This window comes from Burkholderia sp. CCA53, assembly GCF_001685525.1.
GTDB classification, from domain to species: Bacteria; Pseudomonadota; Gammaproteobacteria; order Burkholderiales; family Burkholderiaceae; genus Burkholderia; species Burkholderia multivorans.
In genome coordinates this window covers 2,129,032-2,153,799 of record NZ_BDDJ01000001.1, presented here as the reverse complement: position 1 = coordinate 2,153,799, position 24,768 = coordinate 2,129,032, and the positions used below count along the sequence as shown (strand labels likewise).

The 24,768-nt window shown below is 68.3% G+C and carries 22 protein-coding genes; 14 read left to right on the top strand and 8 right to left on the bottom strand.

Features of this window, described 5'->3' with window-relative positions; all coding sequences use genetic code 11:
* The first annotated feature begins 49 nt into the window (after positions 1-49).
* The 5 genes from ybeY (at position 50) to lnt (ending at position 4,683) form a co-directional block, all read left to right on the top strand.
* The gene (gene ybeY, locus BCR55_RS10015; RefSeq protein ID WP_065494512.1) at positions 50-826 is read left to right on the top strand and encodes an rRNA maturation RNase YbeY; all 777 of its coding nucleotides are present in this window, start codon (positions 50-52) and stop codon (positions 824-826) included.
* 12 nt (positions 827-838) lie between these two features.
* Entirely contained in the window at positions 839-1,471 is a 633-nt protein-coding gene (locus BCR55_RS10010) for a gamma-glutamylcyclotransferase (protein WP_065494511.1), read from the top strand.
* A 116-nt stretch (positions 1,472-1,587) separates the two neighbouring features.
* Positions 1,588-1,737 (top strand): hypothetical protein, encoded by a 150-nt coding sequence (locus BCR55_RS33000; protein ID WP_169330966.1) that lies wholly within the window; start codon positions 1,588-1,590, stop codon positions 1,735-1,737.
* A gap of 338 nt (positions 1,738-2,075) precedes the next feature.
* A complete protein-coding gene (locus BCR55_RS10005) occupies positions 2,076-2,963 on the top strand; it encodes an HlyC/CorC family transporter (RefSeq protein ID WP_006410267.1) in 888 nt (295 codons plus the stop codon).
* A gap of 58 nt (positions 2,964-3,021) precedes the next feature.
* Complete coding sequence (gene lnt, locus BCR55_RS10000) at positions 3,022-4,683, top strand: apolipoprotein N-acyltransferase (protein WP_065494510.1); 1,662 nt, start codon at positions 3,022-3,024, stop codon at positions 4,681-4,683.
* A gap of 52 nt (positions 4,684-4,735) precedes the next feature.
* Here lnt and BCR55_RS09995 read toward each other — a convergent pair whose 3' ends face one another.
* Positions 4,736-6,385 (bottom strand): tetratricopeptide repeat protein, encoded by a 1,650-nt coding sequence (locus tag BCR55_RS09995; RefSeq protein ID WP_065494509.1) that lies wholly within the window; start codon positions 6,383-6,385, stop codon positions 4,736-4,738.
* Positions 6,386-6,687: 302 nt separating this feature from the next.
* On the opposite strand from BCR55_RS09995, the gene glyQ reads away from it, so the two are divergent.
* Genes glyQ through BCR55_RS09965 form a run of 5 tightly spaced genes read left to right on the top strand, consistent with a single transcriptional unit; the run spans position 6,688 to position 12,148 of the window.
* Positions 6,688-7,692 (top strand): glycine--tRNA ligase subunit alpha, encoded by a 1,005-nt coding sequence (gene glyQ, locus BCR55_RS09985; protein ID WP_083211782.1) that lies wholly within the window; start codon positions 6,688-6,690, stop codon positions 7,690-7,692.
* 22 nt (positions 7,693-7,714) lie between these two features.
* Complete coding sequence (glyS, locus tag BCR55_RS09980; protein WP_065494508.1) at positions 7,715-9,814, top strand: glycine--tRNA ligase subunit beta; 2,100 nt, start codon at positions 7,715-7,717, stop codon at positions 9,812-9,814.
* A 10-nt stretch (positions 9,815-9,824) separates the two neighbouring features.
* The gene (gene gmhB / locus BCR55_RS09975) at positions 9,825-10,388 is read left to right on the top strand and encodes a D-glycero-beta-D-manno-heptose 1,7-bisphosphate 7-phosphatase (protein WP_006398330.1); all 564 of its coding nucleotides are present in this window, start codon (positions 9,825-9,827) and stop codon (positions 10,386-10,388) included.
* Between the two features lie 43 nt (positions 10,389-10,431).
* Complete coding sequence (locus BCR55_RS09970; RefSeq protein ID WP_053296847.1) at positions 10,432-11,196, top strand: 1-acyl-sn-glycerol-3-phosphate acyltransferase; 765 nt, start codon at positions 10,432-10,434, stop codon at positions 11,194-11,196.
* A gap of 46 nt (positions 11,197-11,242) precedes the next feature.
* The gene (locus BCR55_RS09965) at positions 11,243-12,148 is read left to right on the top strand and encodes a M48 family metallopeptidase (RefSeq protein ID WP_006406552.1); all 906 of its coding nucleotides are present in this window, start codon (positions 11,243-11,245) and stop codon (positions 12,146-12,148) included.
* A gap of 97 nt (positions 12,149-12,245) precedes the next feature.
* On the opposite strand, the gene gloA is transcribed toward BCR55_RS09965, so the two are convergent.
* The gene (gloA, locus tag BCR55_RS09960; RefSeq protein ID WP_006398327.1) at positions 12,246-12,635 is read right to left on the bottom strand and encodes a lactoylglutathione lyase; all 390 of its coding nucleotides are present in this window, start codon (positions 12,633-12,635) and stop codon (positions 12,246-12,248) included.
* A gap of 343 nt (positions 12,636-12,978) precedes the next feature.
* On the opposite strand from gloA, the gene BCR55_RS09955 reads away from it, so the two are divergent.
* The gene (locus BCR55_RS09955; protein WP_053296846.1) at positions 12,979-13,914 is read left to right on the top strand and encodes a DMT family transporter; all 936 of its coding nucleotides are present in this window, start codon (positions 12,979-12,981) and stop codon (positions 13,912-13,914) included.
* Between the two features lie 90 nt (positions 13,915-14,004).
* On the opposite strand, the gene rsmA is transcribed toward BCR55_RS09955, so the two are convergent.
* The 4 genes from rsmA to BCR55_RS09935 all read right to left on the bottom strand — a co-directional run bounded on the left by rsmA (position 14,005) and on the right by BCR55_RS09935 (position 19,689).
* A complete protein-coding gene (gene rsmA, locus BCR55_RS09950; protein WP_065494507.1) occupies positions 14,005-14,832 on the bottom strand; it encodes a 16S rRNA (adenine(1518)-N(6)/adenine(1519)-N(6))-dimethyltransferase RsmA in 828 nt (275 codons plus the stop codon).
* 95 nt (positions 14,833-14,927) lie between these two features.
* On the bottom strand, positions 14,928-15,917 hold the full coding sequence (pdxA, locus tag BCR55_RS09945; RefSeq protein ID WP_065494506.1) for a 4-hydroxythreonine-4-phosphate dehydrogenase PdxA: 990 nt from the start codon (positions 15,915-15,917) through the stop codon (positions 14,928-14,930).
* Between the two features lie 7 nt (positions 15,918-15,924).
* The gene (locus tag BCR55_RS09940; RefSeq protein ID WP_035488903.1) at positions 15,925-17,280 is read right to left on the bottom strand and encodes a peptidylprolyl isomerase; all 1,356 of its coding nucleotides are present in this window, start codon (positions 17,278-17,280) and stop codon (positions 15,925-15,927) included.
* Positions 17,281-17,328: 48 nt separating this feature from the next.
* Positions 17,329-19,689: an LPS-assembly protein LptD gene (locus tag BCR55_RS09935; RefSeq protein ID WP_006409861.1), complete on the bottom strand. Its 2,361-nt coding sequence runs from the start codon at positions 19,687-19,689 to the stop codon at positions 17,329-17,331.
* A gap of 213 nt (positions 19,690-19,902) precedes the next feature.
* On the opposite strand from BCR55_RS09935, the gene BCR55_RS09930 reads away from it, so the two are divergent.
* Both BCR55_RS09930 and murU read left to right on the top strand, forming a co-directional pair.
* Positions 19,903-20,949: an aminoglycoside phosphotransferase family protein gene (locus BCR55_RS09930; RefSeq protein ID WP_065494505.1), complete on the top strand. Its 1,047-nt coding sequence runs from the start codon at positions 19,903-19,905 to the stop codon at positions 20,947-20,949.
* A 25-nt stretch (positions 20,950-20,974) separates the two neighbouring features.
* Positions 20,975-21,697, top strand: a complete 723-nt coding sequence (gene murU / locus BCR55_RS09925) for an N-acetylmuramate alpha-1-phosphate uridylyltransferase MurU (RefSeq protein WP_065494504.1) — start codon at positions 20,975-20,977, stop codon at positions 21,695-21,697.
* 50 nt (positions 21,698-21,747) lie between these two features.
* Here murU and BCR55_RS09920 read toward each other — a convergent pair whose 3' ends face one another.
* Positions 21,748-23,619 carry an ABC transporter ATP-binding protein/permease gene (locus BCR55_RS09920; RefSeq protein ID WP_065494503.1) on the bottom strand — a complete coding sequence of 624 codons (1,872 nt, stop codon included), beginning with the start codon at positions 23,617-23,619 and terminating at the stop codon, positions 21,748-21,750.
* Positions 23,620-23,791: 172 nt separating this feature from the next.
* Here BCR55_RS09920 and BCR55_RS09915 point away from each other — a divergent pair, with 172 nt between their 5' ends.
* A complete protein-coding gene (locus BCR55_RS09915; protein WP_006398318.1) occupies positions 23,792-24,187 on the top strand; it encodes an acyl-CoA thioesterase in 396 nt (131 codons plus the stop codon).
* Between the two features lie 38 nt (positions 24,188-24,225).
* On the opposite strand, the gene BCR55_RS09910 is transcribed toward BCR55_RS09915, so the two are convergent.
* Positions 24,226-24,708: a nitrate reductase associated protein gene (locus tag BCR55_RS09910; protein WP_065494502.1), complete on the bottom strand. Its 483-nt coding sequence runs from the start codon at positions 24,706-24,708 to the stop codon at positions 24,226-24,228.
* Between the last annotated feature and the right edge of the window lie 60 nt (positions 24,709-24,768).

Below are 24,768 nucleotides of genomic sequence, written 5' to 3'. Positions count from 1 at the left end.
AATCGACCGTTTGGTGTATCCTCATCGCGTTCCAATCGCCGTACGCGTCATGAAATCCACCCGTTCTCGCAAGTCGGGGCGCGCCGAGTCCGCCGCGTCCGAATCCACCCGCGTGTCGCTGTTCGATGCGAAGGGCAAGGCCCGCACCGTGAAGGCGCAGGGGCTGCGAATCGACTTTCCGGACGGCCGCAGCCTGATGTTCGACCTGTCGGGCAGCTCGGGCGACGCCGCCGTCGCGATCGTCGCGCAGCACAACGATCCGGCGATGCGCGCGAAGCTCGCGCTGCAGCCCGAGCATTACGACAGCCTCACGTTGCACGTCGGCGCCGAACCGGCGCCGCGCGACGAAGACGACGATGGCGAGCAGCGCGAGCAGGAACTCGACCTGTCCGTGCAATACGGCGACGAAATCACGAGCGCGGTGCGCAAGACGCTGCCGAAGCGCAAGCTGATCGCCGAATGGCTCGAGCCGGCGCTGTTCGCGAACGCGCAGATCACGGTGCGCTTCGTCGGCGAAACGGAAGGCCGCACGCTGAACGCCGGCTATCGCCACAAGGACTATCCGACCAACGTGCTGACGTTCGCCTACGATCCGGCGCCGGACGGCACCGTGATCGGCGATCTCGTGCTGTGCTGCCCCGTCGTCGAGAAGGAAGCGCGCGAGCAGGACAAGCCGCTCGCGGCCCACTACGCGCACCTGCTCGTGCACGGCGCGCTGCATGCGCAGGGCTACGATCACGAGACGAGCGACGAGGACGCCGCCGAGATGGAAGCGCTCGAAGTCGACATTCTCGCGAAGCTGGGCTTTCCGAACCCGTACCGGTAATCCGGCCGAACGATGCAGAACGCCGCGACGCTCCCGCCCGCCTACCCGCCGTCGATCGGCGAAGGCCGTCTGCTGACGGAAGAGGAGCTTGCGGCGTCGCTGGCGCAGACGATGCGCGACTGGGACGGCCGGCAGGATCTGTGGCTGTTCGGCTATGGCTCGCTGATCTGGAATCCCGGCCTGCCGACGGTCGCCGCCGTGCGCGCGAAGGTGCACGGCTATCATCGCGGGCTCTATCTGTGGTCGCGCGTGAACCGCGGCACGCCCGAGCGGCCGGGCCTCGTGCTCGCGCTCGATCGCGGCGGCTCGTGCGCCGGCATCGCGTTCCGCCTCGCAGGCGCGACCGCGCAGCCGCATCTCGAAACCTTGTGGAAGCGCGAAATGCCGATGGGCTCGTACCGGCCCGCGTGGCTGCCGTGCTCGCTCGAAACCGGTGAACGCGTGACGGCGCTCGCGTTCGTGATGCGTCGCGACGCGCCGACGTACACGGGCAAGCTGCCCGATGCGGTCGTGAAGGAAGTGTTCGGCTGCGCGGCCGGCCGCTACGGCACCACGCTCGATTACGTGAGCCGCACCGTCGAAGCGCTGCGCGCGAGCGGCATTCCGGACCGCGCGCTCGAAACCTTGCTCGCGCGATGCCGATGATGCGCCGCGCTGCGCGTCCCGCTCGCGCTGCCCGTCCCGCCCGCACTGCCGCGCCGCTGCGCGCGGACGGCCGCCGTGCGGGGTCGACAGATGCTGCGGCCCTCAATTCGCGGCGAGTGCGCGCCGGTTTCGCTTTCCGTCTGCGCACCGTCGCGCTGATCGCCGCCGCCAGCGTCGCGCTGTCGGGCTGCGGCGTGTTCGGCTGCGGCGGCGCCGCGACCAACGGCGCGGCCATCGGCGGCTGCTCGGCCGGCATGCGGTTCTGAACGGTGCGCGGCACGGCGCACGCGTGCGGCGGAATGTCGCCGGCGCGAGCCGGTCGGCATCCGGCGCGGCACATCGGCCGCCGCCCTGCACCTTTGGCCGGCTTCTCCCGTTCCGCGATTGCCCGTCGCCGCATGGCGCTGCGGGCTACGCGGGCGCACTTTTCTGAGATAGGATGGGAAGCAGGCCGCCGCCCCGCCCGGCGCGGCCGTTTCCCGAGCGGAGCAGCGCGGCCGCGCGCATCGGCCGAACGGCCGGCGCGACACGGACCTGCCATCCCCTTGGTGTATCCTTGCCTACTCCGTGACAGCGCGCCCCGGCACGACCCGGGCGCACCACCATGAACGATTCGTATCCCAGTCGAAAGCCAACCGACAAACCGCAAGAAAAGCGCTCGCTGCTCGAGCGCCTGACCGACTTCATCTCGCCCGAGCCCGAATCCCGCGGCGAGCTGCTCGAAATCCTCCAGGACGCGCACGAACGCAACCTGATCGACGCCGATTCGCTGTCGATGATTGAAGGCGTATTCCAGGTATCCGACCTGTGCGCACGCGACATCATGGTGCCGCGCGCCCAGATGGACGCGATCAACATCGCCGACAAGCCCGAGGATTTCATCCCGTTCGTCCTCGAAAAGGCGCACTCGCGCTACCCCGTGTACGAGGAGAACCGCGACAACGTGATCGGCGTGCTGCTCGCGAAGGACCTGCTGCGGTTCTACGCGGAAGAGGAATTCGACGTGCGCGGGATGCTGCGCCCGGCCGTGTTCATTCCCGAATCGAAGCGCCTGAACGTGCTGCTGCATGACTTCCGCGTGAACCGCAATCACCTTGCGATCGTCGTCGACGAGTACGGCGGCGTCGCGGGCCTGATCACGATCGAGGACGTGCTCGAGCAGATCGTCGGCGACATCGAGGACGAATACGACTTCGACGAGGAAGCCGGCAACATCATCTCGGGGCCGGACGGCCGCTACCGCGTGCGCGCGCTGACCGAGATCGAGCAGTTCAACGAGGTGTTCGGCACCGATTTCTCCGACGAGGAGGTCGACACGATCGGCGGGCTGATCACCCATCATTTCGGCCGCGTGCCGCACCGCGGCGAAAAGCTGCAGCTCGGCAACCTCGTATTCGAGATCCAGCGCGGCGACGCGCGCCAGATTCACGTGCTGCTGGTGCGCCGCAACCCGCTCGCGAGCCGTCGCGCCGAAGCCTCGCACGAGGACTGATCCGACCGTCGCGCATCGGCCGCGCCCTTTCCAACCGCTTCGCCCACTTCCGCTTCACATGGACGATCCGATCCCGTCCCGCCCGGCTGGCGGCATTCCCGCGTCGGCGCCCGGCCGCGCGTTGCCACGCTGGCACTATCCGGTCGCGCTGCTCGCCGGCGCGGCGAACACGCTCTGCTTCGCACCGACGCCGCACGGCGGCTGGCTGCAGCTCGTCGTCTTCGTGTGGTTCTTCGCGCAGCTCACGCGCACCGCGAGCTGGCGCAGCGCCGCGCTGACCGGCGGCGCGTTCGGCTTCGGCAACTTCATCAGCGGCATCTGGTGGCTCTACATCAGCATGCACGTGTACGGCGAGATGGCCGCGCCGCTCGCGGGCGGCGCGCTCGTGCTGTTCTCGCTGTATCTGTCGCTGTATCCGGCGTTCTCGGCCGGATTGTGGTCGTTCTGCGCCGGTCATGCATGGCATCGCCGCACGCCCGATCCGCGGCCGTTCTCGCCGAGCTGGCACGGCGCGTTCGCGTTCGCCGGCGCGTGGGCGCTCGGCGAGTGGCTGCGCGGCACCGTGTTTACCGGCTTCCCGTGGCTTGCGAGCGGCTATCCGCAGGTCGACGGGCCGTTCGCGGGCTTCGCGCCGGTCGTCGGCGTGTACGGTATCGGCTGGGTGCTTGCGCTGTTCGCCGCGCTGATCGTGCAGGCGCTCGCGGCCGCGCGGCCGGCGCAGTCGCCGGCGGCCGGCGCCGCACCGCGCGCGCGCGTGCGGGTCGTCGCGCCGGCTGCCGTCGCGATCGCGCTGGTCGCGGTCGGCGTCGCGCTGTCGCAGGCGACGTGGACGGTACCGGCGAACGCGCCGCTCACCGTGCGGCTGCTGCAGGGCAACGTGAAGCAGGACATCAAGTTCGAGCAAGCCGGTATCGACGCGGCGATCAAGATGTATCAGCAGATGATCACCGAGAAGCCGGCCGACCTGATCGTCACGCCGGAGACCGCGATCGCGGTGATGATCCAGGAACTGCCCGAACCGTTCGCCGTCGCGATCCGCAAGTTCAGCGACACGACGGGCTCGGCGGTGCTGTTCGGCGCGGTCGGCGCGTCCGTGACCGAGGACGGCCGCTACGTCGACTACACGAACAGCCTGTACGGCGTGACGCCGAATTCGCGCGACATCTATCACTACGACAAGCATCACCTCGTGCCTTTCGGCGAATTCATTCCGTGGGGCTTCCGCTGGTTCGTCGATCTGATGAAGATGCCGCTCGGCGATTTCGCGCGCGGCGCACCGGTGCAGAAGCCGTTCCTCGTGCGCAATCAGCCCGTGATGGCCGACATCTGCTACGAGGACATCTTCGGCGAGGAAATCGCCGCGACGATCCGCGACAATCCGCAGCCGCCCGGCGTGCTCGTCAACGTGACGAATCTCGCCTGGTTCGGCGACACGATCGCGCTCGACCAACATCTGCAGATCGCGCGGATGCGTGCGCTCGAAACGGGCCGGCCGATGCTGCGCGCGACCAATACGGGGATGACGGCCGCGATCGACGCGCGCGGTCGTGTGCTCGGGCAGTTGAAGCCGTTCACGATCGGCTCGCTCGACGTGCGCATCGAAGGCACGAGCGGTTTCACGCCGTACGTGACGAGCGGCAACGTCACGGTGCTCGTGGTGTCGCTCGTGCTGCTCGCGTTCGGCTTCACGTTCGGGCCCGGGTTGCGGCGACGCAAGTAGGCCGCAACGAGGCCGCGCAATCGTCCGACGCGCGGCGGCCCACGCGCAGGTGTCAGCGCGCGGGCGAGCTAGCGTGCGACTGCGTCGCGGCCAGCTGTTGCAAGTCGCCCGCCACCGCGTCCATCACCGGTTGCCAGTCGCCGAACGTGCGCTGCCGATACAGCGTCGCAGTCGGATACCACGGACTGTCGCCGCGCTCGAGCAGCCAAGGCCAATGCGGATTCACGTCGAGCAGCACCCAGGTCCGTGCGCCCAGCGCACCGGCCAGATGCGCGACCGACGTGCAGACGGTAATCACGAGATCCAGCGCGCCGATGAACGCGGCCGTGTCGTCGAAACTCTTCAGCTCGGACGTGCAGTCCTCGATCGCGAAACCGCTCGCGCGCGCGGCCGCGACGTCCGCATCCGCGCCCGGCTGCAGCGAATAGAACGCGACACCGTCGATCGCGCGAAACGCATGCGCATACCGTTCGATGCCGACGCGCCGAAACGGATTGCGCTGATGTCCGGCACTACCCGTCCACACGAGGCCGACTTTCAGCCGCCGCTCGCGCGCGAGGCGGGCGCGCCACGCATCGATGGCGCGCGCATCGGCCCGCAGGTACGGCACCGACGACGCGAGCGTGTCGTGCTCGATCCCGAGCATCAGCGGCAGGCCGATCAGCGGCACTTCGTAGTCGAACGCCGGCAGCGCCGCGATGTCGCCGCCCGCGCCGAATTCGTCCGCATGCGCGCCGAGGCTGCGTTGCAGCAGCGTGCCGAGCAGCGGGAAGGTGTTCCACACGAGCCGGCCGCCCTCGCGGTGCACACGTTCGGCAAGCGGCGCGACGAAGCGGCAGAACTGCAGCACGTCGCCGAGGCCCTGCTCGCCCCACAGCAACAGCGTCTTGCCCTTGAGCGGTTCGCCCTGCCAGCGCGGACCCGGTAGCGCCGGGCGCCGGCCGCGCAGTTCGCCCGCGCCGTCCCATCGCGCTTCGTGCCCACGCCAGCCGGCCGCGTAATTGCCGCGCACGAGGTGAATGATCGCGAGGTTGAAACGGTACGACGGATCGTCCGGCGCGAGTTCCGCGGCGCGCGCCGCGTAGCGCTCGGCGTCGTCCCAGCGCTGCGCCTCCTTCATCGCCATCGCGACGTTGTTCATCGCGAGCGCATTGTCCGGCGCCAGTTCGACGAGCCGCGCCGCGCAGACGAGCGCGCGGTCGAGATTGCGCATCGCGAGCTGCGCGACGACGAGATTGATCCACGCCTGCACGTCGCACGGATCGGCATGCACGGCCGCCTCGAGCAGTGCGACTTCTTCCGCGCGATCGCCGCCCGACAGCCGCACCGCGATCGCCAGATTGTTGCGCAGCGACGGCCGGTCGGGATCGAGGGCCAGCGCGGCGCGGTACGGCGCGACGGCGTCCGCATGGCGGCCGGCCATCTGCAGCGCATAACCGTAATTGAAGTGCGCTGCGGCATCCGCATGCACGCGCGCCGCGCATGCGGCGAGCGCGACCGCGTCGCCGGTGCGCTGCCGCGCGACGAGCGCCGACGTCAGTTGCGACAGCGCGGCCGAGTCGACCGGATGAAGGTGCGCCGCAGCGGCGAGCCACAGCGCGCGCGCGTCGTGCTCGCCGCGCGACTGCGCATCCGCGGCCCGTTCGAGCAGGGCCGTTAGCGGCGGGAGCAGCGGAATCAGGAGGTCGTTCGAATCGTTCATGCAGTCGGAATCGCCGGTCGGATGCGCGATGCGCGCCCCGCAATACGCGCATCTTAACGTCCCCGCGGCATGGGCCCGCGGCTGCCGCGCGACGCACGCGCACCATCGCGAACGATGCGCGCGGCACCGCGTGCGCGGGCCGCCCGACCCGCTCGGGCAGCGTTCCGGCCGCATCGGCGCGCCGATCCGGTAAAATTGCGCGTTTCAGCACACTAACAAGCCGCGCCGCCGCGCGAGCCGCCGCTCCGGGCCCCGCCCGGAACGCCGCCCGCAACGGAGCGCCAGCGCCACGAAGGCTCTTCATGCTTACGTTTCAGCAAATCATCCTGACGCTGCAGTCCTACTGGGACAAGCAGGGTTGCGCTCTGCTCCAGCCCATCGACATGGAAGTCGGCGCGGGCACGTCGCACGTCCACACGTTCCTGCGCGCGGTCGGCCCCGAGCCGTGGCGCGCCGCTTACGTGCAGCCGTCGCGCCGCCCGAAGGACGGCCGCTACGGCGAGAACCCGAACCGGCTGCAGCACTACTACCAGTATCAGGTCGTGCTCAAGCCGGCGCCGGAGAACATCCTCGACCTGTACCTCGGCTCGCTGGAAGCGCTCGGCTTCGATCTGAAGCAGAACGACGTGCGCTTCGTCGAGGACGACTGGGAAAACCCGACGCTCGGCGCTTGGGGCCTCGGCTGGGAAGTGTGGCTGAACGGGATGGAAGTCACGCAGTTCACGTACTTCCAGCAGGTCGGCGGCCTCGATTGCAAGCCGGTGCTCGGCGAGATCACGTACGGCCTGGAGCGCCTCGCGATGTACCTGCAGAAGGTCGAGAACGTGTACGACCTGATCTGGACGGAGTGGGAGGAACAGGGCCCGAACGGCCCCGAGATCCGCCGCCTCACGTACGGTGACGTCTATCACCAGAACGAAGTCGAGCAGTCGACGTACAACTTCGAGTACGCGAACGTCGATCTGCTGTTCACGTTCTTCAACAGCTACGAAGCGGAAGCGAAGCGGATGATCGAAGCGCAGCTCGCGCTGCCCGCATACGAGCTCGTGCTGAAGGCCGGCCACACGTTCAACCTGCTCGATGCGCGCGGCGCGATCTCGGTCACCGAGCGCGCGGCGTACATCGGCCGCATCCGCGCGCTGTCGCGTCTCGTCGCGCAGGCGTACTACGACTCGCGCGAGAAGCTCGGCTTCCCGATGCTCGGCAACCCGCCGGGCGTGCCGGGCCTCACCACCGATGCCCAGGATGCCGCGCAGTCGGCGTGGGCGCCGCCGCTGAAGGTCGAACGCAAGATCGATCAGGACTGACGAGACGAGATTTCTTCACATCATGACGCACAATCATCCCGCCCCCCTCCTCGTCGAGCTGCTGACCGAAGAGCTGCCGCCGAAGGCCCTCGCGCGCCTCGGCGACGCATTTGCCGAAGGCCTCGCGCAACGCCTCGCCGCACGCGATCTCGTCGAAGGCGAGCTCGCGTTCGAACGCTATGCGACGCCGCGCCGCCTCGCGGTCGTCGTGCAAAACGTGCGCGCGGTCGCACCGGACCGCCAGGTCCGCGAAAAGGTGCTGCCGGTGTCGGTCGCACTCGACGCGCAAGGCAATCCGACCGCCCCGCTCGCGAAGAAGCTCGCGGCGCTCGGGCATCCGAACCTGACGATCGCCGAGCTCGAACGCGCGCAGGACGGCAAGGCCGAAGCGTTCTTCATCAACTATTCGGCTGCCGGCGCGACGCTCGCCGACGGGCTGCAGGCCGCGCTCGACGAGACGCTCGCGAAGCTGCCGATCCCGAAGGTCATGACCTACCAGCGCCCGGACGGCACCGACGTGCAGTTCGTGCGTCCCGTACATCGGCTGACGGTGCTGCATGACGATCGCGTCGTGCCCGTCGCCGCATTCGGCATCGACGCCGGCGACACGACGCTCGGCCACCGCTTCCTGTCCGACGGACTCGTCGCGATCCAGCATGCGAGCGCGTACGCCGAGACGCTGCGCGACAAGGGCCGCGTGATCGCGCATTTCGGCGATCGCAAGGAAACGATCCGCACGCAGCTGAACGAGCATGCGAACGGCGACACGGTCGTGATGCCCGATGCGCTGCTCGACGAAGTGACGTCGCTCGTCGAATGGCCGGTCGTCTATCCGTGCCGCTTCGAGGACGAATTCCTGCAGGTGCCGCAGGAGTGCCTGATCCTCACGATGCAGACGAACCAGAAGTACTTCGCGCTGACCGACATCGGCGGCAAGCTGCGCTCGCGCTTCCTGATCGTGTCGAACATCGAGACGAAGACACCCGGCGAAATCGTCGAGGGCAACGAGCGCGTCGTGCGTCCGCGCCTCGCCGATGCGAAGTTCTTCTTCGAGCAGGACAAGAAGAAGCCGCTCGCCGCGCGCGTGCCGCTGCTCGCGAACGTCGTCTATCACAACAAGCTCGGCTCGGCGCTTGCGCGCGTCGAGCGCCTCGAAGCGCTGGCCGGCGAGATCGCGCCCGCGATCGGCGCCGACGTCGCGCATGCGAAGCGCGCCGCGCGCCTCGCGAAGGCCGACCTGCTGACCGACATGGTCGGCGAGTTCCCGGAACTGCAGGGCACGATGGGCACGTACTACGCGCGCCACGACGGCGAGCCCGACGACGTCGCGCTCGCGTGCGCCGAGCACTACCAGCCGCGCTTCTCGGGCGACACGCTGCCGACCACGCCGGTGTCGACGGCCGTCGCGCTCGCGGACAAGCTCGAAACGATCGTCGGCATCTGGGGCATCGGCCTCGCGCCGACCGGCGAGAAGGATCCGTTCGCGCTGCGCCGCCACGCGCTGGGCGTGCTGCGCCTGCTGATCGAGAAGCAGCTGCCGCTCGATCTGGTATCGCTGCTGCGCACCGCGTACGCGCGCTTCGAAGGCGTGCCGGGCGTCGCGGAATCGACCGACGCGATCGTCGCGTTCTTCATGGACCGCCTGCGCGGCCTGCTGCGCGAGCGCGGCTACTCGGCCGGCGAAGTCGACGCGGTGCTGAGCCTGAACCCGACGCGCCTCGACGATCTCGTCGCGCGCCTCGACGCGGTGCGCGAATTCACGCGTCTCGCGGAAGCCGAAGCGCTCGCGGCCGCGAACAAGCGGATCTCGAACATCCTGAAGAAATCGGAAGGCGGCGCGAACGGTGCGGTGCAGCCGACGCTGCTCGTCGAGGCGGCCGAGAAGGCGCTGCACGAACAGCTCGCGGCCGTGACGCCGCACGTGCAGTCGCAGCTCGAGGCGCGCGCGTACACGGGCGCGCTGTCGGCGCTCGCCGCGCTGCGCGCGCCGGTCGACACGTTCTTCAACGACGTGATGGTCAACGCCGACGATCCGGCGCTGCGCGCGAACCGTCTGGCGCTGCTGTCCGCCCTGCATCAGCAGATGAACTGCGTCGCCGACATCTCGAAGCTCGCCGCATAAGGGCCGCACGATGCCGACCAGCCCTAACCGCAAGCTCGTCGTCCTCGATCGCGACGGCGTGATCAACGTCGATTCGGACGCGTTCATCAAGACGCCCGACGAATGGATCGCGCTGCCCGGCGCGTTCGAGGCGATCGCACGGCTGAACCATGCCGGCTATCGCGTGGTCGTCGCGACCAACCAGTCCGGCATCGGCCGCGGGCTGTTCGACATGGCCGCGCTCAACGCGATGCATCTGAAGATGCATCGCGCCGCGGCCGCGGTCGGCGCGCGCATCGACGCGGTGTTCTTCTGCCCGCACACCTCCGAGGATCACTGCGAGTGCCGCAAGCCGAAGCCCGGCATGATGCAGATGATCGCCGAGCGTTTCGAGATCGATCCCGATCACACGCCCGTCGTCGGCGATACGCTGCGCGACCTGCTGGCCGGCGTCGCGGTCGGCTTCCAGCCGCACCTCGTGCTGACCGGCAAGGGCAAGAAGACGCTCGCCGCGGGCGGCCTGCCGCCCGGCACGAAGGTCCACGACGACCTGCGTGCGTTCGCGCTCGATTTCCTTTCACACGACTACGAGTGATGCGGCCGCCGCGCGCATCCTCCCCAACGCTACACTCACGCCGATGCGCTTCGTCCGTTCGCTGCTGCTGCTGATCTATTTCATCGTGTACACGGTGCCGTATGCGACCGCATGCTTCATCGCGTTCCCGTTCCTGCGCCCCGACGCGCGCTACTGGATGGCGGCCGGCTGGTGCAAGTCGACGCTCTGGGTCGTGCGCTGGCTGAACGGCATCCGCTATCGGATCGAAGGGTTCGAGAACCTGCCGGACGGGCCGGCCGTGCTGCTGTCCAAACACCAGTCGGCGTGGGAGACGCTCGCGTTTCCGGCGCTGATGCCGAAGCCGCTTTGCTACGTGTTCAAGCGCGAGCTGCTGTACGTGCCGTTCTTCGGCTGGGCGCTCGGCATGCTGCACATGGTCCACATCAACCGCAAGGAAGGCAAACACGCGTTCGACTCGGTGATCCGGCAGGGCAAGAAGCGTCTGGCCGAAGGCGCGTGGGTGATCATGTTCCCCGAAGGCACACGCACGCCGGTCGGCAAGCAGGGCAAGTACAAGACGGGCGGCGCGCGCTTCGCGATCGAAACGGGCACCGCCGTCGTGCCGATCGCGCACAATGCCGGTCATGTATGGCCGCGCAACTCGTTCACGAAGTATCCGGGCGTCGTCACGGTATCGATCGGCAAGCCGATCGACGTGACCGGTCTCACGCCCGACGTATTGAACTCGCGCGTCGAAGCGTGGATCGAAGCGGAAATGCGCCGCATCGATCCCGGTGCCTATCGACAGGCGGGCAACGCCGACACGCGCGACGCGGCACGTGTCTGATTCGTCCGGACAGCCGCCGTTGCGTACGACAAAACGAAGCGAACTGATGAAGAAGCGTCCGCGGCCACGACCCGCCGTCGTGGCACTCGATCATCGCCAGCTCGACCTGCCGCTCTTCGACGGGCCGGCCGCTGCGCCTTCGGCACCCGTGTCGCCGCCGGCGCCGCCCGACGCTGCGCCCGCGTCGCCGATCGCCCCGCTCGCGCCGCCCGACACGGCGCCCGCGCCCGACCGCTCGCGCATCCGCACGCTCGCGCTCGACAGCCGCGTCCTCGAATACCGGCTGAAGCGCTCCGCACGGCGCACGATCGGCTTCACGATCGACGGCAGCGGCTTGTCGATCACCGCGCCGCGCTGGGTCACGCTCGCCGACATCGAAGCCGCGATCGCGGAGAAGCAGCGCTGGATTTTCGCGAAGCTCGCGGAATGGAAGACGCGCACCGAACAGCGCGCGCTGCCGCAGATCGACTGGCGCGACGGCGCGCAGCTGCCGTATCTCGGCAAGACGATCACGATCGCACTCGGTGCGGGCGCAGTCGCGTTCGACGCGCTCGCGCAGCGGCTGTCGCTGCCGCTGCCCGCGCAGGCCGACGCGCAGCAGATCAAGGATCGCGTGCAGGGCTGGCTGCAGGGCGAAGCCAAACGGATCTTCGTCGAACGCCTCGCGGTGTATGCGGAAAAGCTCGGCGTCACGTACTCGATGGTCGCGCTGTCGTCGGCCGCGACGCGCTGGGGCAGTTGCTCGAGCGACGGCAAGATCCGCCTGAACTGGCGGCTGATCCATTTCCCGATGTCGATCATCGACTACGTCGTCGCGCACGAGCTGTCGCATCTGCGCGAGATGAATCACAGCCCGGCATTCTGGCAGACGGTCGAATCGATCTTCCCCGAGTTCCGCGAAGCGCGGCATACGCTCAAGCATCACCCGCCGGAGCTGCTGCCGTCGCTGTGATGCGGCACGGCGCGCGATGCAAAACGGGCGATGCAGGTCGCCCTGCACCGCCCGTTCGTGTGCCGCGACACGCGTCGCGGCCCGGCTCGTCCGACGCTCAGTGCGTCTTCTTCTGGATGAACTCGATCTTGTAGCCGTCCGGATCCTCGACGAACGCGATCACGGTCGTGCCGTGCTTCATCGGGCCCGCTTCGCGCGTGACCTTGCCGCCTTGCGCCTTGATCTTCTCGCAGGCCGCATATGCATCGTCGACTTCGATGGCCAGGTGGCCGAAACCGTTGCCGAGATCGTAGGACGGCGTGTCCCAGTTGTGGGTCAGCTCGATCACGGTGCCGGTGCTTTCCGCTTCATAGCCGACGAACGCGAGCGTGAACTTGCCTTCCGGATAGTCCTCGCGACGCAGCAGCTTCATGCCGAGCAATTCGGTGTAGAACTTGATCGAACGGTCGAGATCGCCGACTCGCAGCATCGTGTGCAACAAACGCATGGGGTGTACTCCTGTGGGGACTTTCCTGAACCGGAAACTCTACCAGAGTCGGAGGAAATGCGTTGGGTGCGGCCGGCTAGGCGCGGCCGGCGAGGCGCGGCCCATCCGCCGTTTCATCGGGAAAGCGCCCCTGCCTCCCGACGCACCGATCGGGTAACATCGCAGCATCGCGCACCAAAAGCGGGCGCGGTTTTCGATACCGAAACATCCAGGCCGCGCCCTTACCGCGCGATCATCCCCACTCCGCTCACACCGCCGTGCGATACCGTCGATTCGAGCGCGCACGACGCGCCGCCCGCCCTGCCCGTCCCGAGCCGCGCATGCGCGTTGCCGAGGTGCGCCGATGAACGCGCTTGCCGCCGCACCCGCGCGTCGCGCGCTCGATGCGCGCGCCGTCGGCCTGATGCTGCTGCTGTGCGCGATCTGGGGTTTTCAGCAAGTCGCGATCAAGAGCACGAACGCGGCGATCCCGCCGATCTTCCAGGCCGGGCTGCGCTCGGTGATCGCCGCATTGCTGCTGTGGGCCTGGGCGCGCTCGCGCGGCACACCGCTGTTCCGCGCGGACGGCACGTTCGGCGCCGGTCTCGCAGCCGGCGCGCTGTTCGCCGGCGAATTCATCTGCGTGTTCTTCGGGCTCACGCTGACGAGCGCGTCGCATATGGCGATCTTCCTGTACACCGCACCGTGCTTCACCGCGCTCGGCCTGCATCTGTTCGCGCCCGGCGAGCGGCTGCAGCGCGTGCAGTGGGCGGGCGTCGGCATCGCGTTCGCCGGCATCGCGCTCGCGTTCGCCGACGGCTTCCTGAAACCGCTCGCACCCGGCTCATCGGTGCTGGCCGGGCTCGCCGGCGACGCGCTCGGCATTCTCGGCGGCGCAATGTGGGCCGCGACGACGGTTGTCGTGCGCTCGACGTCGCTCGCCCGCGCGAGCGCCAGCAAGACGCTGTTCTACCAGCTCGCGGTGTCGGCGGTCGTGCTCGTCGCGCTCGCCGTGCTGCTCGGCCAGGCATCGTTCGCGCATGTGACGCCGGTCGCTGTGGCAAGCCTCGCGTATCAATCGGTGATCGTCGCGTTCGTCAGCTATCTGTCGTGGTTCTGGCTGCTCACGCGCTACAGCGCATCGCGACTGTCGGTGTTCACGTTCCTGTCGCCGCTGTTCGGCGTCGCGTTCGGCGTGCTGCTGCTCGGCGAATCGGTCGGCTGGCGCTTCATGTCGGCGGCCGCGCTCGTGCTGACCGGCATCGCGCTCGTCAATGCGCCGACGCGCCGGCGCGTGTAATCAGTCCCAACGCCGGGATCGAAGCACGCGCGCCGTTCGATGCGGTGCGGGAGCACCGCACGCGCATCGCCGCGTCACACCGTCACCGCATCACCGCGCGTTGCGCGCGGCCGCGAGCGCCTGCGCGACGCCGACGTATTCGGCAACGCTGACGTCCTCCGCGCGTCGCGCGAGATCGAAGCCGAGCGCGTCGAAATCGATCGTCTCGCGATAGTCGCCGAGCGTATTGCGCAGCATCTTGCGGCGCTGCGAGAACGCTGCCGTCACGATTTCGCCGAGCAGCACCGGATCGACGTCCGGCAGCTCGTGCGGCGCGTACGGAATCATCCGGACGATCGCCGAATCGACCTTCGGCGGCGGCTGGAACGACTCGGGCGGCACGTCGATCAGCTTGTCCATCACGTAGCGATACTGCAGCATCACCGACAGCCGCGAGAACGCCTTCGTGCCGGGCTCCGCGACCATCCGCTCGACGACTTCGTTCTGCAGCATGAAGTGCTGATCGACGACGACGTCCGCGAACGTCATCAGATGAAACAGCAGCGGGCTCGAGATGTTGTACGGCAGGTTGCCGACGATCCGCAGCGACGGCGCATCGCCGGGCGCGGCGAGCGAGCGGAAGTCGAACGCGAGCGCATCGCCCGCATGCAGTTCGAGCAGGGCGTCGAAGCGCTGCTTCAGACGCGCGATCAGGTCGCGATCGAGCTCGACTGCATGCAGCGGCGTTTCAGGCGTCGCAAGCCGCGCGATCAGCGGCTCGGTCAGCGCACCGAGCCCGGGGCCGATCTCGACCATCCGCTGGCCGCGCGCGGGGGCGATCGTCGCGACGATCGAGTCGATCACGCCATGATCGACGAGGAAGTTCTGCCCGAAGCGCTTGCGCGCGAAGTGGCCTTGATGCTGTCTGCTGTTCGACATCGGCTGAAGAAAAAACTAAAAATGCGATGAGTAAGGAAGCGGCGGCCGCGAGCGACGCTGGCCGCGTCAGGCCGGGCCGGGTCAGGCATGCCGCGTCAGGCCGCGCGCCGATGCCGCGCCATCGTCACGGCCGTATCGAGCGCCGCGATCATGCTGCCGGGATCGGCGCGGCCGGTGCCGGCGAGGTCGAGCGCGGTGCCGTGGTCGACCGACGTGCGGATGATCGGCAGCCCGAGCGTCACGTTGATGCCTTCGCCGAACGTCGCGTATTTCAGTACCGGCAGCCCCTGATCGTGGAACATCGCGAGCACGCAGTCGGCGTCGGCGAGATAGCGCGGCTGGAACAGCGTGTCGGCCGGATACGGACCGCGCGCGTCGATCTGCTGCGCCTGGGCACACGCGAGCGCCGGTGCGATCACGTCGATTTCCTCGCGGCCGAGATAGCCGTTTTCGCCCGCATGCGGATTGAGACCCGTCACGAGGATCCGCGGCCTGGCGAGCCCGAAGTCGCGCCGCAGGTCGCGGTCGATGATTGCGAGCGTCTCGACGAGCCCGTCGATCGTCAGCGCGGCCGACACGTCCTTCAGCGGCAGATGCGTCGTGGCGAGCGCGACACGCAGCGGCGTTGCGCCGGTGCCCGCGAGCATCATCACGACGCGCGCCGTATGCGTGCGCTCGGCCAGGTATTCGGTATGGCCGGTGAACGGTACGCCGGCATCGTTGATCGTGCTCTTCTGCAGCGGCGCGGTGACGATCGCGTCGTAGCGGCCGGCCACCGCGCCGTCGATCGCCGCATCGAGCAGCGCGAGGACGTAGCGGCCGTTCGCCGCGTCGAGCCGGCCCGCATGCGCGGGCGCCGCCAGCGCGTGATGCGCGATCGACACGCGCGAACCGCCGACCAGCGCGGCCCAGTCGGCGCCGACGGCCGCCGCGCGCGCTTCGAGCAGCGCGGCGTCGCCGAGCACCGTGAACTGCGCATCGGGCCAGCGCTCGCCGGCGTCGCGCAGCGCCTGCACGGTCAGCTCAGGACCGACGCCGGCCGGCTCGCCGGTCGTGATCGCGATCTGCAAGGCGCGCGCGCTCATCGTCGGCTCAGTTCGACGGCAGGCCGCCGATCTTGTACTGCACGTAGGACGAATCGCGCAGTTCGCGCAGCCAGTCCGCATACGCCTGCTCGGCCTTGCGCTGGCCGATCGCCTGACGCGCGATGTCCATCTGCTGCTGCACCGAGCCTTCCGCTTCGCGGCGGCCGACGACCTGGATCAGGTGATAGCCGTATTCCGTACGAACGGGCTGGCTGATCTGGCCGTCCTGCAGCGCGTTCATCGCGCGCTCGAATTCGGGCACCGTCTCGCCGGGGCTGATCCAGCCGAGATCGCCGCCCTGCGACGCGGAACCGTCCTGCGAATAGGTACGCGCGAACTTCTCGAAGTCGCCGCCGGCCTCGATCTGCCGGCGGATATCGATCAGTTGCTGGCGCGCCTGCCCTTCGGACTTGCCTTCGCCGACGCGCAGCAGGATGTGGCGCACGTGCGTCTGCACGATCTTCGGCGCCGCGGCCGTCGCGCCCTGGCTCTGCCGGCGATCGACGAGGCGGATGATCTCGAAGCCGTCCGGCACGCGGATCAGCGTCGGGTTGACCTGCCCCGGACGCAGCTTCGCCGCGGCGTCGACGACGTCGGCCGGCAGCGCGCTCGGCGACTTGAAGCCGAGATCGCCGCCCTTCTTCGCATCGTCGGCTTCCGAATTGTTCTTCGCGAGCTTCTCGAAATCGGCACCCGACGTCGCTTGCTGCAGCAGTGCCTCGGCCTTCTTCTGCGCGGCTTCGATCTGCGTCTGCGGCGCGTTGGTCGGCGCCTTGATGAAGATGTGCTGGAAGCGCAGATCCTGCTGCTGCGAGGCGTTCGGCCCGCGCTGGCTCGCGATGTAGCTCGCGACTTCGGCGTCCGACACGGTGATCTTGCTGTCGACCTCGCGCTCACGCAGCTTCGACAGCATCAGTTCGGTACGCGCATCGGCCGTGAAGATGCTCCACGGCACGCCTTGCGCTTCGAGACGCGAGCGATACTGGTCGAGCGTCATCCCGTTCGCCTGCGCGAGGCGCTGCAGCGTGGCCTGCACCGTCGCGTCGTCGACGCGGATCCCGTCGTCCTTCGCCTTCTGCACCTGGATGCGCTCGAGCACCATCTGGTTCAGCACCTGCGCGCGCAGCTGGTCGATCGGCGGCACGGGCGCGTTCTGCTGCTGCAGCCGACGCGAGATCAGGCCGACGCGCTGGTCGAGTTCGCGGCCCGTGATCACGTCGTTGTTGACGACCGCGACGACTTCGTCGGCGAGCTGCGCGCCTTGCGAACCGAGCGCCTGCGCCGCGGCCGGCGCGGCGGCGAGCAGCGCGGCGGACGCGGCGAGGCTGGACACGACTGCCGCGAAACGAAGGGTTTTCTTCATTGCCACTGATACTCCATTGAAATCGGCTGACCGGTCAGACAGGCCGCGTTACTCGTAGTTGCTGAAGCGGGACATCGGCGGCGGTGCCGACGGCAGCGGCGTGTAGCCCGGCACGCCGGCGCGGAACGCCGCGACGAGGCCGTTGTCGACGGTCGACAGCCCCTTGAGCGTGAGCTGCATCATGAAGCGCGTCGACGAGTTCCGCTGTCCGGACGAATTCACGCCGTTGGCGAACCGCTGCACGCCGACGCCGAGCGCCCAGCAATCCGCGTCGTATTGTAAGCCGAGCAGACCGTCGACAAGCCGGTCGCCGGCCAGATCGTAGTTGAAGCGGCCGACCGCGTACAGGCGCCGCGTGAGCGGCCATTGCGCGGACACCAGGAACTGGTTGATCGGCTGTCCGTCGAGCGTCGTGCTTGCGCGCGTGTAGCGGTACGCGGCGTTGATCACCTTGCGCTCGCCGGGACTGAAGCCGAAACCGATGCTCGACTTCACGAGCTGGTTGTTGTTCTGGTTGTACTGGAACGCCGTTTCCGACATGAAGCCCGAACCGAGCTTCAGCGCAGCGCCGACGATCAGGTCGGAGTGGCGCGCCTGCGCGGCGGACTGCCCCGTGTTCAGCGTCACGCGCTGATCGGCGAAGTAGTACTGCTGCGCGATCACGAAGCGCGCGCGCTCGTCGCCGGTACGCGGATCGATGAAGCGCGAGGTCAGGCCGGCCGTGATCCGGTTCGCGTCCGCGACGCGGTCGTTGCCGACGAACGTGTTCGGCTGGTAGATCTCCGCGAGGCCGAAGTCGGATTCGGCGGTATCGAACAGCGGCGCGTTCGACTGGTCGCGGTACGGCGTATACACGTAGTAGAGCCGCGGCTCGAGCGTCTGGATGAAGTCCTGGCCGAACAGGCGCACCGAGCGGTCGAAGATCAGCCCGGTGTCGAAGCTGACGGTCGGAATCGATTCGGTAAAGCGCTTCGGGCTGTTCGGCGTGCTCGACGACAGGTAGTTCAGGTCGTACGACGCGAAGTGGTACTGCACCTTCGGCACGACGAAGTAGCCGGGTCCGTAGACGCCGTACGCGATGTACGGGTTGAAGACGATCCGGTCGCCCTGCGTCGAGTCGGCGGTCGTGATGCGGAATCGCGAGTAGTCGGCTTCCGCGCCGAAGTCGAAGCCGCCGACGTTGTACTTCGTGTACTTCACGTTCAACTGCGGCTCGCGGCTGTACGGCGCGATCGACGGCGGCAGCGTCTGCCAGTGCTGGTAGCGCGCGAGCACCGACCACGGACCCTTGTTGTACGTGAGGCCCGCTTCCTGCTGATAGAGCGTCTGCGTCCCGTTGATGAACTGGTTCATCGACCCAAGGTCTTCGGGATAGGTGTTGTCCGAGACCTTGTTGTAGTAGACGTAGCCGCCGAAGCCGCCGCCGAAGTTCTGCTGGTGCTGCCAGTAGATCGCGTAGCGGTTGCGGTGCGCGAGCCGGTCGTCCGGCAGGTAGTTCGCGGTGAACGTGCCCGAATAGCTCGGCGACAGATAGCGGAACGTCGCTTCGGTCTGCACGCCGCGCCGCGAGATGATGCGCGGCGTGATCGTCAGGTCGCGGTTCGGCGCGATGTTGAAGTAGTACGGCAGCGACAGCTCGAACCCGTTGTTCGAGTTCATCGAGAACGTCGGCGGCAGCAGGCCGCTTCTGCGATCGCCCGAGAGCGGGAACGTCATCCACGGGCTCGCGAAGATCGGCACACCCTGGAAGAAGAGCACGCCGTTGCGCGCGGTGCCTTCGTCGGCGCCCGTGTCGAAGTCGAAGCGGCTGCCCTTGATGTACCACGCGGGATGCGTCGCACACGCGCATGCGGTGTACGTGCCGTTCACGAACACCGAGCGCTCGCTGTCGAGCATGTCGACGCGCTCCGCGCTGCCGGAGCCGCCCGTCACGTTGAAGTGATACTTCGGCGCCGTCATGAAGCCCTGGCTCGCCTCGATCTTCAGGTGCGCTTCGGGGCCCGCGAACGACGTGCCGCCGTTGATCACCCTGACCTGGCCGTATGCGTCGGCCATGTCGGTATCCTGATCGTAGTGGATCGCGTCGGCTTTCACGACCGCGTCGCCGCGCCGCAGTTCGGCCGAGCCTTTCGCGGCCATGTCCTGCTCGGCCGTGCCGCTCGTGTGGTCGGCGATCACGAACGCGGCGGGCTTCGCGCCGTCCTTCAGCGGATGTTCCTCGAGCTGCGGCGCGAGACGCAGATCCCACGGCGAATCGAGCGGCTGCGGCTGCGCGGCCGCGCCCGTCAGCTGCGCGTGCGACACGGCCGGCACGAGGCCGGGCACGGCCAGCAGTGCAAGCGCGAGCCGCCGTTTGCGCGGCGCCCCGTCAGCGGGGAAGACATTCGGGAATAGCGGTTTGGGCGGCATCTATCGTTTGGCGAATCGCCCCTTGTCAACGGCGCCTTCGACGCACGGCTGCCTGCGCCGTCGAACCGCGACTGCGGCTGAGCGCAAACCGGGGAGGCGATCGGGCGGACGGCGCGACAGGCGACGGGCCTGCACGGCGGAAGCTGACGCGGGGCGCGTCAAAAAAGTCGTGGGGTATTATATGGCAAGACGTTCCCCCCTCCGCCGAGTTTCATGACGCCCCCATCCACCGCCGCTCATCCCGACGCCCGCCTCGATGCGCTCGCCGCCTGGCTGCGCCCGCTCGCCGATCGCTACGCGCTCGACCTCGCCACGCTCGCGCCGGCATCGTCCGACGCCAGTTTCCGCCGCTATTTCCGCGTCGCGTCGGCCGCGAGCGCCGGCGGCTCGCTGATCGCCGTCGACGCGCCGCCGCCCGAGAAATGCCGCGAGTTCGTGCAGGTCGCGCAGCTGCTCGCGGCGGCCGGCGACCATGTACCCGACGTGCTGGCGCACGATTTCGACGCCGGCTTCATGCTCGTGACCGATCTCGGCCGCACGTCCTACATCTCGGTGCTCGACCCGGCCGATCCGGCCTCCGCGCGGCCGCTGATGCGCGATGCGTTCGACGCGCTGATCCGCTTCCAGCTCACGTCGAAGCCCGACGTGCTGCCGCCGTTCGACGAAGCGTTCCTGCGCCGCGAAATGGAGCTGATGCCCGAATGGTTCATCGGCCGCCATCTCGGCAAGCCCGTCACCGACGCGATGCGCGGCACGCTCGAGCGCACCTTCGCGCTGCTGGTCGCGAGCGCGCACGCGCAGCCGCAGGGCTTCATGCTGCGCGACTTCATGCCGCGCAACCTGATGGTCTGCGAGCCGAATCCGGGCATCCTCGACTTCCAGGATGCCGTCTACGGGCCGCTGACCTACGACGTCGTGTCGCTGCTGCGCGACGCGTTCATCAGCTGGGACGAGGAATTCGAGCTCGACTGCTTCGCCTACTACTGGGAAAAGGCCAAGAAGGCCGGCCTGCCCGTCGATCCCGACTTCGGCGAGTTCTACCGCCAGCTCGAATGGATGGGCCTGCAGCGCCATATCAAGGTGCTCGGGCTGTTCGCGCGCATCAACTATCGCGGCGGCAAGCCGCACTATCTGAACGACCTGCCGCGCTTCCTCGGCTACGCGCGCAAGGTCGCGCTGCGCTACCGTCCGCTCGCGCCGTTCGCGAAGCTGCTCGACGAGCTCGAGGGCCGCACCGACGACGTCGCATATACGTTCTGACCGCCCGACCACCACGCTGCCGAACATGAGCACCTCCCTGACCACGGCGATGATCTTCGCCGCCGGACGCGGCGAACGCATGCGCCCGCTGACCGACACCTGCCCGAAACCGCTGCTCGAAGCGGGCGGCAAGCCGCTGATCGTCTGGCAGATCGAGCGGCTCGCGCAGGCCGGCATCGAGACGATCGTGATCAACCATGCATGGCTCGGCGCGCAGATCGAGCAGGCGCTCGGCGACGGCGCGCGCTGGGGCGTGCGGCTCGTGTACTCGGCCGAGGGCGAAGCGCTCGAGACGGCCGGCGGCATCGCGCAGGCGCTGCCGCTGCTCGAGCGCGACGGCCGGCCGACGGTGTTCGTCGCCGTCAGCGGCGACGTGTTCTGCGCGTTCGACTACCGCACGCTCGCGCCGCGCGCCGCCCGGATGGCCGCGCTCGACGCGCCCGCGCTGCACCTCGTGATGGTGCCGAACCCGCCGTTCCACCCGGCCGGCGATTTCGCGCTCGGCGACGACGGGCGCTTGACGCTCGACGGCGCCGCGCGCCTCACGTTCGGCAACATCGGACTGTACGACACGCGGATGTTCCGCGATCTCGCGCGCGGCACGCGCCGCGCGCTGACGCCCTACTACCGCGCGGCCATCGAGGCCGGCCGCGCGAGCGGCGAGCTGTACGAGGGAATCTGGGAGAACGTCGGCACGCCCGCGCAGTTGCACGAACTCGACGCGCGGCTGCGCTCCGCCGGCCGCTAAGCCCGCTCACGCGCGCGGCGCCGCGCTTCACCGCTCGCGCACGGCGGCGATCACGCCGCTTCCGCCGCCTCGTCGCCGGCGGCCGCGCGCTGCTGCTGCAGCGCCCACATCTGCGCATAGAGCCCGTCCGCGCGCACGAGTTCGTCGTGCGTGCCGCGCTCGACGATCCGCCCGTGATCCATGACGAGAATCTGCTGCGCATGCACGACCGTCGACAGCCGGTGCGCGATCACGAGCGTCGTCCGATGCCGCGCGATCTGCTCGAGCTCATGCTGGATCGCGCGCTCCGAACGCGAATCGAGCGCGGACGTCGCCTCGTCGAACAGCAGGATCGGCGGATTCTTCAGCAGCGTGCGCGCGATCGCGACACGCTGCTTCTCGCCGCCCGACAGCTTCAGCCCGCGCTCGCCGACCGGCGTCTCATAGCCGTTCGGCAAGCTTTCGATGAAGTCGTGGATATGCGCGGCGCGCGCGGCCGCGATCACCTCGTCGCGCGTCGCGCTCGGCCGGCCGTACGCGATGTTGTAGTAGATCGAGTCGTTGAACAGCACCGTGTCCTGCGGCACGATCCCGATCGACGCGCGCAGCGAGTCCTGTGCGACGTCGCGGATATCCTGCCCGTCGATGCGGATTGCGCCGCCCGACGCGCGATCGAGATCGTAGAAGCGGAACAGCAGGCGGGACAGCGTCGACTTGCCGGACCCGCTGTGCCCGACCACCGCGGTCGTCGTGCCGGCCTCGATCGTGAACGTGACGTCGTGCAGGATCGGCCGCGCCGGCTCGTAGGCGAAATTCACGTGCTCGAAGCGCACCTGCGCGCCGGCCACCGCGAGCGGCCGCGCGTCGGGACGATCGGCGACCTCCTTCGCGGCCGACAGCAGGCCGAACATGCGATCCATGTCGGTGAGGCTCTGCTTCAGCTCGCGGTACACGACGCCGAGGAAGTTCAGCGGAATGTACAGCTGCAGCATGAACGTGTTGATCAGCACGAGATCGCCGAGCGTCAGCTTGCCGGCGAGCACGCCCTGCGTCGCGCGCCAGAGAATGAACACGAGCCCCGTGCCGATGATCGCCTGCTGACCGAAATTCAGCAGCGACAGCGAGTTCTGCGAGCGGATCGCGGCCTGGCGGTAGCGCTTGAGGTTCTCGTCGTAGCGCTGCGCCTCCCATTCCTCGTTGCCGAAATACTTGACCGTTTCGTAGTTGATCAGCGAATCGATCGCGCGCGAGTTGGCCCGCGAATCGAGCTCGTTCATCGTGCGACGAAAGTGCGTGCGCCAGTTCGTGACCTTCATGGTGAACACGATGTAGGCGATCAGCGCGGCGAACGTCACGTACGCGTAATACGCGTCGTACTTGACGACGAAGAAGCCGAGCACGAGCCCGACCTCGACGAGCGTCGGCAGGATGCTGTACAGCGAATACGAGATCAGTTGCTGGATGCCGCGCGTGCCGCGCTCGATGTCGCGCGACATGCCGCCCGTCTGCCGCTCGAGGTGAAAGCGCAGCGACAGTCCGTGCAGATGACGAAACACCTGCAGCGCGAGCCGACGCACCGCGCTTTCGGTGACTTTCGAGAACAGGATTTCGCGCAGCTCGGTGAACAGCGACGTCGACAGCCGCACGAGCGCATACGCGATCACGAGCAGCCCGACGCCGCCCGCGAGCACGATGCCGGCCGACTGCTCGGCGCGGCCGAGCGCGGTCAGCTGCTGCACGGAAGCGAGATGATCGACGATGCGCTTCATCACGATCGGCACGCCGAGGTTCGCGACTTTCGCGCCGATCAGGCACGCGAGCGCGAGTGCGACACGCAGCTTGTAGGTCGCGAGATACGGCAGCAGCGAACGGATCGTCTGCCAGTCGTTGCGGGGCCCGGTCGGAGCCGGCGCGGGCTCGCCGGAAGCGGAATATCGGCGCATGGGGGAAGGAACGGGCGGCGGTGCCGGGCGCCGAGCGACGGCCGGATCGCGCACTTTCTCGTACAATTTGCGGACGTCGTATTGTCGCAGAAGCCGCTTCGCGCCGCTGCCGGCGGCCTCGCAGGCCGGCTGCGCGCGGGCGGCCTATTTCTTACAGGATGAAAGCCCCGCCATGACCGAACCGACCCTCGAACTCCCGCAGAAGCAGCCGGCGCTGCGTGTCGTCCCGCAACCGCACGACGCGAACGTCCACGGCGACGTATTCGGCGGCTGGATCATGTCGCAGGTCGACATCGCCGGGTCGATTCCGGCCAGCCAGCGCGCGAACGGGCGCGTCGCGACGGTCGCGGTCAATTCCTTCGTGTTCAAGCAGCCGGTGTTCGTCGGCGATCTGCTGAGCTTCTACGCGACGATCACGCGCACCGGCAACACCTCGGTCACGGTGGATGTCGAGGTGTACGCGCAACGCATGCGCCTGATGGGCGAAGTCGTGAAGGTCACGGAAGCGACGCTCACGTACGTCGCGACGGGCCCGGACCGCAAGCCGCGGCCGCTGCCCGCGCTGTAACGCGCGCGGGCAGGCGCGCCGGCGCCGGGCGCGAACGCTCAGTGCGCGGCGGTCAGCCCGAACTCGCGCATCGCCGGCACGAAGTCGTGATTGAGCGTCGGCTTGCGCGACAGCTTCATCAGCACGTAGCGCTGGAACGGCGCGAGCTGCTGCCATTGCGCGACGGCCGGCACCGGCAGCCCGGCCAGTGCGCACTGCTGCGCGAGCGCATCGGGCACCGCGTCGGTCGTGCGCCACGCCGGCTGCTCTTCCGGCTGAAACCACGACGGCTCGAGATTCGCGTGCGTGCGCAGCATCTCGAACAGCGCATGGTCGAAGTTGGGCTCGATCGCCGTGTCGTCGTCGGCCGGAAAGCGCGCGAGCAGCCGGCGATCCTCGAGCGGCAGCAGCTGCCACTGCTCGAGCGAGATCCGCAAGCCGAAGCGGTCGAGATTGAAACGCACGATCATCGGAATGTACGTGAGGTTTTCCGACGATTCGTGTTCGAAATTGAGTAGCAACGGTGCGTCGCTGAGTCCCATGGTCGTTACCCGAGTGGCGAACGCCGGCGCGGCCGGCCTGCCTGGGGTATTTTAGAACCT